The organism is Pseudomonas sp. SA233 (assembly GCF_054792385.1).
Genome location: NZ_CP096449.1, coordinates 3,533,542 through 3,546,152 on the forward strand (window position 1 = coordinate 3,533,542; position 12,611 = coordinate 3,546,152).

The 12,611-nt window shown below is 66.4% G+C and carries 9 protein-coding genes; all 9 read right to left on the reverse strand.

Going from position 1 to position 12,611, the window contains the following annotated elements; genetic code table 11:
• Positions 1 to 10: 10 nt before the first annotated feature.
• Positions 11 to 1,240 carry an alanine racemase gene (gene alr / locus M1D87_RS16275; protein ID WP_013973076.1) on the reverse strand — a complete coding sequence of 410 codons (1,230 nt, stop codon included), beginning with the start codon at positions 1,238 to 1,240 and terminating at the stop codon, positions 11 to 13.
• 34 nt (positions 1,241 to 1,274) lie between these two features.
• On the reverse strand, positions 1,275 to 2,882 hold the full coding sequence (locus M1D87_RS16280) for a 5-guanidino-2-oxopentanoate decarboxylase (protein WP_123085473.1): 1,608 nt from the start codon (positions 2,880 to 2,882) through the stop codon (positions 1,275 to 1,277).
• Entirely contained in the window at positions 2,875 to 4,992 is a 2,118-nt protein-coding gene (locus M1D87_RS16285) for an acetate--CoA ligase family protein (protein WP_123085472.1), read from the reverse strand. Before M1D87_RS16285 ends, M1D87_RS16280 begins: the two co-directional genes overlap by 8 nt.
• A 17-nt stretch (positions 4,993 to 5,009) precedes the next feature.
• Entirely contained in the window at positions 5,010 to 6,170 is a 1,161-nt protein-coding gene (locus M1D87_RS16290; RefSeq protein WP_015270769.1) for an acyl-CoA dehydrogenase family protein, read from the reverse strand.
• Positions 6,171 to 6,203: 33 nt separating this feature from the next.
• Positions 6,204 to 6,998: an enoyl-CoA hydratase/isomerase family protein gene (locus tag M1D87_RS16295; RefSeq protein ID WP_123085471.1), complete on the reverse strand. Its 795-nt coding sequence runs from the start codon at positions 6,996 to 6,998 to the stop codon at positions 6,204 to 6,206.
• A gap of 240 nt (positions 6,999 to 7,238) precedes the next feature.
• Positions 7,239 to 8,645: an amino acid permease gene (locus tag M1D87_RS16300; RefSeq protein WP_123085470.1), complete on the reverse strand. Its 1,407-nt coding sequence runs from the start codon at positions 8,643 to 8,645 to the stop codon at positions 7,239 to 7,241.
• Positions 8,646 to 8,862: 217 nt separating this feature from the next.
• Positions 8,863 to 11,115, reverse strand: a complete 2,253-nt coding sequence (locus M1D87_RS16305; RefSeq protein ID WP_421091803.1) for an ATP-binding protein — start codon at positions 11,113 to 11,115, stop codon at positions 8,863 to 8,865.
• Entirely contained in the window at positions 11,112 to 11,888 is a 777-nt protein-coding gene (locus M1D87_RS16310) for a substrate-binding periplasmic protein (protein ID WP_123085468.1), read from the reverse strand. The genes M1D87_RS16305 and M1D87_RS16310 overlap by 4 nt, the downstream gene beginning before the upstream one ends.
• A complete protein-coding gene (locus M1D87_RS16315) occupies positions 11,885 to 12,601 on the reverse strand; it encodes a response regulator (protein WP_013973084.1) in 717 nt (238 codons plus the stop codon). The genes M1D87_RS16310 and M1D87_RS16315 overlap by 4 nt, the downstream gene beginning before the upstream one ends.
• Positions 12,602 to 12,611: the final 10 nt, after the last annotated feature.

The window sequence follows — 12,611 nt, forward strand, 5'->3', positions numbered from 1 at the left end:
CATTGGCAGTTCAGTCGACGAGAATCTTCGGGTTGGAACTGCCCCATACGGTGTAAAGGTCGGCGAGCAACGCGCCGTTGATTTCTTCTATCTCGGCCTGAGTGATCTCCCCCCCGGCCTGTTTGCCGAACAGCACCACTTCGTTGCCCCCCTTCACATCGGGGAAGTCGGTGACATCGACCATCAAGGTGTTCATCGACACCTTGCCCACCACTGGCACTCGGTGGCCGTTGATCAGCACATGGCCCTTGTTGGTGAACACCCGGCGGTAGCCATCGGAGTAACCCACGGTGATGTTGGCCAGGCGCGAATCACGCGCCAGGGTGAAGGTGCGGTCGTAGCCGACGGTGTTGCCTGCCGGGTAGCTGTGCACCGCCGCCACGTGCGACTTGAACTGCATGACACGTTGGTATTCGGTGCGCGTCGGCACGGTGTCGCCGAACAGCGCGCCACCGGTACGCACCATGTCCAGGTGCGCTTCCGGCACTTCCAGCGTAGCGAAGGAGTTGGCGGCATGCAGGGTGAGCTTGCTGCGATCAAGCTTCGCGTGCTTGATCAGCCAGTCGGTCTGTTCGTTGAACGCTGCCAGGCCTTTGCGCACATCGTCCTTGTCTTCCACGGCGAAGTGAGTCATCAGCGCGACCAGCTGGAGGTGCTTCTGGTCAGTGATCTGCAGCGCTTCACCCCGGCCGGACCAGGTGGTCATTTCCACGCCGTTGCGGCTCATGCCACTGGAATTGAGCGCCATGTGAATGCGCAGGGTCTTGCCGTGGCGTTCGGCGATGGCATCGAGCTGGCGGGCGAACTCGGCGCTGCCAACCAGCTCTTCCATGTCGTACTGCAAGGCATCTTCCACTTCGCCGAGGCTGGCCAGGCGTACCCGCACCAGTTGCCCGGTGAAGCCGCTGGCGCGGACCACGCGTGCCTCCTCGTTGCTGGCCACCGCCACGCAGGGCACGCCCTGGGCGATGATCGACGGCATCACCAGGCCGATACCGTGGCCATAGGCGTCGGCCTTGAGCACGGCGCACAGCTTGGACTTGCCGCCCAGCTCGGCCTGCAAGGTACGGATGTTGTGTTGCAGTGCGCCGGCACTGATTTCGACCCAGGCGTTGCTGTTCTGCGCGGTCAGGGCGGTGGTGCCGTTGTCCATCGACAGGGGCGGTGCGGCGTACAGCGGGGCCTGGCCAGTGATCAGCAGAGCGAGGGATGCAGCCAGGAGGGTACGGCTAAATTGCATGGTGATTTCTCTTGTTGTTCGTGGTGTCTGCCGCTTAGCAGACGCAGGTGTGTTTGAGTTCGATGAAGGTGACGCCGGGGGTGGCGAAACCGCTGGCCAGATCGGCCTGCAACGCGTCCAGGTCACGCGGCTGGCGCACCGCGCAACCGAAGGCGCGGGCCAGGCCGACGAAGTCCGGGTTGCGTGGCAGTACACCGACCGGCTCGATGTCCAGGCCGAGCATGTCGTCGCGGATCTGGCCGAGGGCGTCATTGTTCCATAACAGCACGACCAGTGGCCGGTCCAGTTCTTCGACTGCCGTGGCCAGCTCCTGGGCGGTGTAGAGGAAGCCGCCGTCGCCCACCAGCACCAGGCCTGGGCGATGGTCGCTGGCGAACATGCCGCCGATGCCGGCCGGCAGGCCATAGCCGAGGGTGCCGTAGCCGGTGGGGTGCAGCCAGCTGCGCGGCGCCCGGCTGGCGAAGGCGTAGTTGCCGGTGTAGGCCAACTGGGTCATGTCGCTGCTGACGAAGGCATCGTCGGGCAGCACGGCGGCAATGCGGTCGAGAATCGCCTGGTGCACGGCCTGCAGTGGCGCATGCCCGCTGCGAATGGCCTGGCGCAGGTTGGCCACGGCTTCGCTGGCCTGGGCCGGGTCACGGTCCAGCGCTGGCAGGTGCTCGAGCAGGCCGGCCAGGGTTTGCCGGGCATCACCGTGCAGAGCTATGGCACAGGGGTAGAAGTCGTTGAACTTGCGCGGGTCGATGTCCACGCGCAGCAGCTCGCCGCTGATCGGCAGGCGCTCGCGCCAGAAATCGGTGTCGGCCATTTCGGTACCCACTGCCAGCACCACGTCGGCCTGGCTTATCAGCTGCCAGCCGGGCTCGACGCACAGGCTGGCGCCGGCATTCAGTGGCGCGTCCGCTGGCAGCAGGCCCTTGCCGGCCACGCTGGTGAACAATGGCGCTGCCAGCCGAGTGCTCAGCTGCTGCAGCTGCTCGGCCGCGTGCAGTGCCCCACCGCCGGCAATGATCATCGGGCGCTTGGCGGCGGCCAGTTTCATGGCGGCCTGGTCGAGGATGTCGCGGCAAGGCTGGCCGCGCCCGGGACGGCGCACTACCTCATTGCTCCAGTCACGGCTGACCGGTGCGGCAAGCACGTCCAGCGGCACCGAGATGTGCACCGGGCGCGGCCGTTCGCTGTCGAACACAGCCCATGCGCGGGCGATCAGTTCGGGCAGGTCGTCGCCGCGCAGGGCCACGGCGGAGAACGCGGTAATCGGCGCGGTCATGGCGCGCTGGTCCTGGGTTTCGTGCAGGCAGCCCCAGCCCTTGCCCAGGCTGGCAGTGTGGTTGACGCTGGAAATCACCAGCATCGGGATGGAGTCGGCGTAGGCCTGGCCGATGGCGGTGGCGGCATTGGTCACGCCCGGGCCGGTGATGACGAAGCACACCCCCGGTTTGCCGCTTACCCGTGCATAGCCGTCGGCCATGAAGCCGGCGCCCTGCTCGTGGCGGGTCAGCACATGACGGATGCCGCTGCCCGGCAGGCCGCGGTACAGCTCCAGGGTGTGCACGCCGGGGATGCCGAATACCGTCTCCACGCCGTAGTTGGCCAGCAGGCGCACCAACGCCTGGCCGGCGGTCGGGGTGTGCTTATTCATGTCGTTCTCCTTGCGCCTGGCCGAGGCGGATCAGCGCGTCGACCGCGGTGGTGCCGTGGGCACCGACCATCAATGGGTTCACATCCAGTTCCAGCAGTTGCCCGGCGTTCTCGCAGGCGTAGTCGGCCACCGCGCGGATAGCCGCAACCAGTGCGTCGAGGTCGGCGGCCGGGCGGCCACGGAAGCCTTGCAGCAGGCTGGCGCTGCGCAGGCCGAGCAGCGCGCTGCGGATGGCATCGTCGGTGGTTGGCAGCAACAGGCTGACGCTGTCCTTGAGCAGCTCGACCAGCACGCCACCGGCACCGATCACCAGGGCCAGGGCGAAGTCATGCTCGCGCTTGATGCCGACGATCAGTTCGGCCAGCGGCGGCTCGGCCATCGGTTCGAGCAGCACCTGGTCGAACGCTACCTGCGGGGCGTAGGCGGCGATGCGCTGGCGCATCTGCACCAGCGCAACCTCGAGGGCGGCGGCATCGCGCAGGTTCAGCGCCACCGCACCGGCTTCGGTCTTGTGCGGCAGTTGCGCGCTGACCGCCTTCAGTACCAGCGGGTAGCCGACGCGGGCGGCATCTGCCACAGCGCGCTCGGGTGTGCTCAGCACCCCTGCCGGTACCGGCAGCCCGAAGGCACGCAGAGCTTGCTTGGATTGCCATTCGTCCAGCAGCTGGCCCTCGCCCTCAAGGGCCTGCGGGCACAGCGGCACCCGCGCGGCCTCACCCTGTTCCAGCAGCCGCTGGCGGTTGCGCTGGTAGGCGACGATGCGCCCCCAGGCTGCCAGGCCATCCTCCACGCCCTGCAGGGCGGCGATGCCACGGGCGTGCAAACGCTGGCGCGCGCAGGCGGGCAACAACTCCGGGAATGCCGAGGTGACGAAGCCGATCTTGCCGTGGCGCTCCAGTGCATCGCAGTACAGCGCCAGCAGCAGGTCGCATTCCTTGCGTTCGCCGGTGAACGCCGCCGGGTAGTCCAGCACCAGCATGGCCGCGTCGGCTGCGCCGCTCAGGGTGCTGTCGAGCATGCGTTGCAGGGCCGCTGCATCACCCCAGATGGCCGTGGTGAAGTCCAGCGGGTTGACCAGGTTGGCATAGGCCGGCAGCACCTCGGCCAACTGCGCCACCTGCCCTTGTGCGAGCTTCGGCAGGACCAGCTGGTTGCGCTCGGCATAGTCGGCGATCAAGCCGGCATCGCCACCCGAGCAGGCCAGGGCGATCAGCTCGCCATTCACCGGCAGGCGCCCACAGGCGGCGGCCTTGAGGGTTTCAACGAAGCTCACCGGGCCACTGACGCGGATCACGCCCAGGCGCTGGAACAGGCTGTCGTACAAGGCATCGGAGCCGGACAGCGAGCTGGTGTGACTGAGCGCCAGTTCGGCGCCGATCTGCGACACGCCAGTCTTCAGCGCAATGATCGGCGTGCCCTGCTGCAATGCCTTGCAGGCAGCACGGGCGAAGCCCGGCACGTTCTTCAGGCCTTCCAGGTGCAGGCCGATGGCGGTTACCCGTGGGTCGTCGAGCAGCACGTCCATCAGCTCGGCCACGCCCAGTTGTGCCTGGTTGCCGACCGAGGCCATGTAGGCCACCGGCAGCGAGCGGTCGCTCATCGACAGGTTGTAGGCGAAGTTGCCGCTCTGGGTCAGGATCGCCACGCCCTTCTCCACCTGCTGGCCACCATGGGCCACCGGCCACAGGGCAGCGCCGTGCAGGTGGTCGAGCAGGCCGTAGCAGTTGGGGCCGAGCAAGGCCATGTTGCCGGCGGCGGCGAGCAGGCGCTGCTGCAGCTGGCGGCCCTCTTCGCCGCTTTCGGCAAAGCCCGAGGCATAGCAGATGGCGCCACCGGCGCCGCGTGCGGCCAGCTCGGCAACGCACTGCAGGGTCAGTTCGCGGTTGGTGGCGATGAACACCGCGTCCGGGGCATGGGGCAAGTCGGCCACCCGTGCCACACAGGGAATGCCTTCGAGGCTGTCATGCTGCGGGTTGACCAGCCACAGCTCGCCACCAAAGCCACCTTCGGCGCAGCGCTTCAGCGCCCGCGCCATGCTGCGCCCGCCGACGAAGGCCAGGTGCCGGGGTGCCAGCAGGCGCTTGAGGTTGTCACGAATCGAATGCGACATGGGTGTTCTCCTGGCGCTCAGCGCAGCAGCGGGCGCAGCAGTTCGCGGGCGATGATGTGCCGCTGGATTTCCGAGGTGCCTTCCCAGATGCGCTCGATGCGTGCGTTGCGCCAGATGCGCTCGACCGGCCCTTCATCCATCAGGCCCATGCCGCCGAAGATCTGTACGGCTTCGTCGGCAACCTTGCCCAGCACCTCGCTGGCGAACAGCTTGGCCATGCCGGCCTCGCCGTCGGTCATGCTGCCCTGGTCCATCTTCCAGGCGGTGTGCAGGGTGAGCATTTCCGCAGCGCGAATCTGCGTGGCCATGTCGGCGAGCTTGAACGACACGCCCTGGTAGCTGCCGATGGCCTGGCCGAACTGCTTGCGGTCGGCGGCCCATTGCAGCGACAGGTCGAGGGCACGCTGGGCCTGGCCCACGCAGTTGGCGGCGACCATCACCCGGCCGGCGGTGAGCCAGGCGTTGGCCACCTCCCAGCCCTTGCCGACCTCGCCCAGCACCTTGCTGGCCGGCACCCGGCAGTCGTCGAAGAACAGCTCGTAGGTGTGGTAGCCACGGTTGCTCACGCACTTGGGACCACGGCGAATGGTCATGCCCGGCGTGCCACGGTCGACCAGGAAGGCCGTTACCGCATTTCGCTTGCGCCCGTTGTGCTCGTAGGTGTCGGTGACGGCGAAGACGATGGCGAAATCGGCGTGGCCGGCATGGCTGATGAAGTGCTTGCTGCCGTTGATGACGAAGTCGTCACCCTGGCGCACGGCACGGGTCTTGATGGCGTTGGCATCGGAGCCGGCGCCCGGCTCGGTGAGGGCGAAGCAGTCGATCTTCTCGCCCTGCACGCAGGGCAACAGGTAGTCGTTGATCTGCTCGTCCTTGCAGGCCATAAGGATTTTCGATGGCCGCGCGACGAACACGTGCAGGGCCCAGGACACCTTGGACAGTTCGCGCTCGATAAGCGCCTGGGACAGATAGTCCAGGCCACCGCCGCCGACCTCCTCGGGCATGTTGAAGGCATAGAACCCGGCGGCGATGGCCTTGCCGCGGATCTGCGCAGCCAGCTCGGGCGACACGGCATCGGCGCGGTCCACTGCCTCCTCATGGGGCAGCAGCTCCTTGGCGACAAAACTGCGTACCGCTTCCACCAACATTTCTTGTTCTTGGGTCAGTTGGAAATTCATCTGCGAAGGTCCTGGTGAGGGTCGGTTATCGGGTTACTGGCCGGTAAAACGGGGTGCGCGGCGCTCCACCGAGGCTTGCAGTGCCTCGGCACCGTCCTGGCTGCGGCCGCACAGCAGGCCGGCCTGGCGCTCGGCCTCCAGCTGCTCGGCCAGGGTGCGCCGGGCGCCATCGCGGATCAGCCGCTTGGTCTGCGCGTAGGCGAAGGTGGGGCCGTTGGCCAGGCGCCCGGCCAGCTCGGCGGCCACGGCGGGCAGTTGCTCGTCGGCACAGACTTCGCTGACCAGCCCGGCCGCCAGGGCACGTTCGGCACCCCACAGCTCATCGAGGAACAACAGGCGCTTGGCCTGCTCGCTGCCGATCAGCCGTGGCAGGTGCCAGCTGGCCCCGGCATCGGGGCTGTAGCCCATGCTGGTGTAGCCGGCCTTGAAGCGCGCCGAGGCCGCGGCGATGCGCAGGTCGCAGCACAGGCTGAGGTCCATGCCACCGCCCACGGCGGTGCCGTTGATGGCAGCGATGGTGGGCTTGTCGAGGCTGTGCAGGCGCAACATCAGGGCGTGGGCGGTTTCGGTCCAGCCGTAGCTTTCCAGGGTGCCCTGGGCCTCGGCCGCAGCCCATTCGGCCAGGTCGGCACCGGCGCAGAAGCTGCGCCCGCTGCCGGTCAGCACCACCACGCGCACGGCCGGGTCGCTGTTGCAGGTTTCCAGCAGGGCGTGCAGTTGCTTGAGGGTGGGGATGTCCAGCGCATTGCGCTGCTCGGGGCGGTTGAGGGTGATCCAGGCAACGCCGGCTTCGACCTTGCTCAACAGTGACGACGACGCGGTGGTCATGGGGGGCCTCGGTGTTGTTGTGATGGTTTGAGAGGGCTTGATGAGGGAGATACTAAACGAGTGTTCAACAAGGCGGGATGGGCTGTTACAACTTCGCACAACTCGGTTTTTGCTGTTACGCGGTGCTGTTTTGGCATGGCATTTTCGTTGCCTGGGAGATCGAGCGCCGCCCGCGCGGCGCTCGATCTCACAGGCAATAAAAATGCTTCGACGAACACTTACAACCAACGACCCACAACATCAAACCCCTGGCACGCTCGGCTCGAAGGCCCCCTGCCGACGGCGGTTGACGAAGAAGTACGCCGCGTAGCACAGGGCAATGAAGCCAAAGCCCCAGTACAACGACGGCCGCTGGGTTTCATCCAGCGCCAGGAACACGAACAGCGAGCTGCACAGGGTGATGCACAGCAGCGGCACCAGCGGGTACAGCGGCGCCTTGTACTTCAGGTCCTGCAGTTGCCCACCATCTCGCAGGTAGGCCTTGCGGAAGCGGTATTGCGCCAGGGCGATGACGATCCAGGTCACGGTGCCGGACATGCCACTCACCGCCATCAACACCATGAACAGGGTGTCGGCGGCAATGAAACTGGTCATCAGCGAGATCAGCGCGAAGCACAAGGTGATGCTCAGCGCCCGCAACGGCACGCCACGCTTGCTCAGCGGCGACAGGCTTTTCGGCGCCATGCCGCTCTTGGACATGGCCCAGAGGATGCGCGTGGAGGCGTACAGCCCGGAGTTGCCCACCGAGAGGATGGCGGTGAGGATGACGAAGTTCATCAGGTCGGCGGCAAAGGGAATACCCACCATGTCGAACACCTGCACGAACGGGCTTTCCATCAGCCCGGCCTGCTCGAACGGCACGATGGCCGAGAGCACGGCAATCGCCAGCACGTAGAAGATCAGCACGCGGAACACCACGTTGCGCACGGCCCGCGGGATGCTCTTTTCCGGGTGCTCGGTCTCGCCGGCCGCCACCCCCATGATTTCACAGCCCTGGAAGGCATAGACCACGGTCATCATCACCGCGAACACCGCCGACAGGCCATGGGGGAACAGCGACTCGCCCACCAGGTTGTCCAGCATCGGTGCTGGCGCCCCGCTGGTCAGCGGGATGGCGCCGAAGATCACCAACAGGCCGATGATGATGAAGCCGAGGATGGTCGCCACCTTGATCCCCGAGAACCAGTACTCCGCCTCGCCGAAGGCACGGGTGGCCAGGGCGTTGAGGCCGAACAGCACGACCACGAACAGCGCCGACCAATACCAGATCGGCACCTCCGGGAACCAGCGGGTCATCAGCATGCCGGCGGCGGTGAACTCCAGGCCCACGGTGGTGGCCCAGCTCATCCAGTACACCCAGCCGATCATGAAGCCGGTGGCCGGGCCGATGAACTTGGTGGCGTGGGCCTGGAACGAACCGGACACCGGCATCTGCACCGACAGCTCGCCCAGGCAAACCATTACCAGGTACATCAGCAAACCCGCGACCAGGTAGGCCAGGATCGCGCCTATCGGGCCGCCCTGGTTGATGGTCACGCCCGAGCCCATGAATAGCCCGGTGCCGATCACCCCGCCCAGCGACAGCATGAAGATGTGCCGGCTTTTCAGCGCGCGGGTGAGCTGGATCTTTTCGCGGTTGTCAGTCATGGCGCACCTCGCCTTTGCGGCTGGTGCCAGGCCGCGCGGGGGTGCCGCACGGTGTGTTGGGAAGGAGGGGCTGAGCGCTACGGCATGTCATTATTCTTGTCTCCAATAAGCCTCATGGACCGCGTGCAACACGGTTGCCTTGGATTATTGGAAACGGATGTAAGGTGCCGTTGAACGAACGGATCGAAGATGTAAAAAGTCGTAAGGTTTTTGTACGTCAGCTCTGGATCAACTGTTCCAGGGTGGCGCGGGCCTGGGCAAGCTCGGTGGCCAGCGGCGCGGCGAGCGCTTTCAATGCCTGTTCGTCATGCTGCCGGGCAGCGTCCTCAAGGCGACGCAACAGCGCAGCCAGCCCACAAAAGCCCAGGGAATCGCAACTGCCGGCCAGGCGGTGGGCCAGGTGCAGCACTTCGGTAAAGTCCTGGGCCGGCAGCGCCTCGGCCAACGCCGTGGCGTGATGTTCCAGCGACTGGCGCAGCACCTTCAACAGGCCTTGCAGCTTCTGTTCACCCAGCAGCGAGCGGTGGGTGTCCAGCAACGACCAGTCCATTGTCGCGTCGACGCCAGCCACTTCAGCGGGCGCCGCTTCGGCCAGCGCCTGGCGCAGGTTGTCCAGCCGCAGGGGCTTGGCCAGCACTCCCTGCATGCCGGCATCCAGGTAGCCTGGGACTTGCCCCGGCTGCACGCCAGCCGTCAGTGCCAGGACCCGGCTATGGCGGTTCGGCCCGGGCGTGGCACGCAATTGCCGGCACAGCTCCACCCCGCTCATGCCGGGCAGATGCACGTCGAGCAGGATCAGGTCGAAGCGCCGCTGTGCGCAGGCCTGCAAGGCTTGCACGGCGTCTTCTGCAAAGCTCACCCGGTGGCCATCGTGTAGCAGCAAACCGCCGGCCACCTCGCGGTTCAGTGCCACGTCTTCGACCACCAAGATGTCCAGGCTGGCCATGGGCGACGGGGCTGGTGAACTGGCCAGCACTGGCTGCCCGCGGGCCATGTCGAGTTCGAACCAGAAGCGACTGCCCTGCCCTTGCACGCTGTCCAGGCCAATGCAGCCCCCCAGTTTTTCCACCAGGTGCTTGCAGATCGCCAGGCCCAGGCCGGTGCCGCCGTAGCGCCGGGCCACCGCCTCGCTAGCCTGGACGAAGCGGTCGAAAACCCTGGCCTGCACAGCCGGCTCGATGCCGATGCCATTGTCGCTGACCGACACCCGCAGGCGCTGCGAGCCCTGGTCACTGGCCAGTACCTGCACCGCAAGCCGCACTTGCCCCTGTTCGGTGAACTTGATGGCATTGGCCAGCAGGTTGCTGAGCACCTGGCGCAGGTACTGTTCGGCACCGTGCTGGTAATCGGCCAATTGCTCGTCGATATCCAGCTGCAGGGTGTCGCCATTGTCCCGGGCCATGGGTTCGAGCAGCGCCAGCACTTCCTGGCACAACTGGCGTAGCGAAAAACCGACCAGCTCGGCGCGGCTCTCGCCCTCCTCGAGCCGGGCGAAATACAGCACCTCGTTGAGAATCGCCAGCAACCCCTCGCCGGCCTTGTACAAGGCCTCGACGCGCTGGCGGTCGGCCGCCTCCAGCCGGCCGCCGCGCAGCAGCTCGGCCATGCCGAGAATGCCGTTGAGCGGGGTACGCAGCTCATGGCTCATGGTCGCCAGGAAGCGTGACTTGGCCAGGTTGGCGGCTTCGGCCTCGTCCTTGGCCCGGGCCAGGCTGGCGGTACGCCGCTCGACCATGGCCTGCAGTTCGTCGCGCTTGTCCTGCAGCGCCAGGCGGTCGCGCTCTCGGCGTTCGATGTCACTGAGGATGGCGCGGCGCATGTCATCCAGGGCATTGGCCACGGTGTCGATCTCGTCCGGGCGCGTCGACGGGCGGCGCCCCAGGCGCAATGGTTCCTGCCATTGGCCGGCGCCAATACGCCGGGCGAACTCGGCCATCACTTGCAGGTGGCGGGTGACCAGGCGGTAGAACAGCCCCGACAGCGCCACCGCCAGGCCACACAGGAACACGCCCATCCACAGCAGGCTGGCAAGGCCAGTGGCATACAGCCGTCGGTGCACCGCGCCCAGGTCGATGCTCACTTCCAGCTCGCCCAGGTGCCTGGCCGGCCCCGAGGGCGGCTGGTAGTCAAGGGCGAAGCGTTCGATGCGCAGCGGCCCCTTGGGTTCGGCGAGGCCGCGCAGCATCTGGAAATCGTCACTGACCAGACGCACCCGGGCGACATCGGAAAAGTCCACCAGGCCGCGCAGTTGTGTATCCAGCTGTGCCTCGTCCAGGTCCCACAGGCTGCGCTCCAGGCTGGCCAGGTAACCGGCGCGGATCAGCGCCATGCGCGCCTCGATATCGCGCATCTCGCGGCGGTATTCGAAGTACAGCTGCACCGAGCTGGCCAGCACGGTAAAGCACAGGCTGAACAGCAGGATGAACAGCAGCAGGCGGCGCAGCAAGCCATCGGTGCGCAGGCGGATCATCGGGAGTCCGCCGGCAGGTTGACCATGTCGCGGTAGATAACTTCGCTCTGCTCCAGCCAGCGCTCGATCTCGCCCGCCTGGTTCATGCGCAGCAGCTGCGCGTCGATTTCGTCCATATGCTGGCTCAAGGGCGATTGCCGTGATATCGCGACGCGCAGGTAGTCCACGCTCAGGGCCGTGGGCAATACGCGGATGTCCTGCGCCCCGGGCAGCTTTTCGATGAACAGCTGGCCGGTGCGCCGCTCCTGGATCAGGTAGTCGATGCGCCCACGGATCAGCTTGCCGAAGTTCTGCTGGCTGGACGAAACCCGTTCGATGTTCTGGTGGCGGGCGACGAAGCGGTCGAAGTCGGCGCCGTAGCTTTCGCCGTACAGCAGACCGCCGCGGTAACTGGCCAGGTCTTCCAGGCGCTGGAACTGCACCGGCCGCAGGCGGTTGTAGAACACCGCCACTTCCTCGCGCACCACCGGCACCGTGGAAAAGCGCATGCGTTGGTCACGCTGGTCGCTGTTGTAGGCCAGCACCACATCCACCCGCCCGGCGGCGGCGTCCATCAGGCAGCGCTTCCAGTTGCCCAGCACCACGGTCTGCACTTCGTAGCCCATGCGCGCAAACAGCTCTCGCACCACGGTGGGGGCCAGGCCGCGTACCTGGTGGCCGTCACTCCAGGAAATCGGCGGGTACACCGGGTAGTCGCAATAGCGCACCGGCTGCTTTGCACTGGCCTGCACGGCGAACAATGCCAAGGCCAGCACCCAGGCGCTGCGGGTCATGCCGCCACGCTGGCGGTGAACAGGTAGCCGGTGCCGTGGATGGTGATGATCAGCTGGGGCTCGGCCGGGTCGTCGTGCAGCTTGCGCCGCAGGCGGCCGACCAGCACGTCGATGGAGCGGTCGTTGGGCACCCATTCGCGGTTGCGGATCTGGTCCATCAACTGGTCGCGGCTGAGGGTGTGGCCGCTGTTGCGCAGGAACACGCTGAGCAACTGGAACTCGCCATGGGTCAGCAGGGTTTGCCCGCCACGGGCGTCGATCAGGCGCCGGCGGTCGGTGTCCAGCGCCCAGTCGGCGAACTGCTTCAGCGATTGCGCGCAGGCCGGCGTCGGGTGCACCTCGCGGGCATGGCGCACACGGCGGACCAGGTTCTTGGCGCGGGATACCAGTTCGCGGGGGTTGAGCGGCTTGATCACGTAGTCGTCGGCGCCGCATTCCAGGCCGACGATACGGTCGATGTCGTCGTTGCGGCCGGTGATGAGGATGATGCCGACCTCCGAACGTACCCGCAGCTCACGGGTCAGGGTGAGGCCGTCCTTGCCGGGCAGGCGGATGTCCAGCAGCACCAGGTCGACATCCTGGCTGCCGAGCAGTGCTTCGGCCTTTTCCGCGGTGTCGGCGCAGTGCACGTCATAGCCTTCCTGGGACAGATAGGCCTGCAGCAAGTCACGAATAAGCGGATCGTCATCGACGATCAATACCCGAGGCGTCATTGCGTGTCGT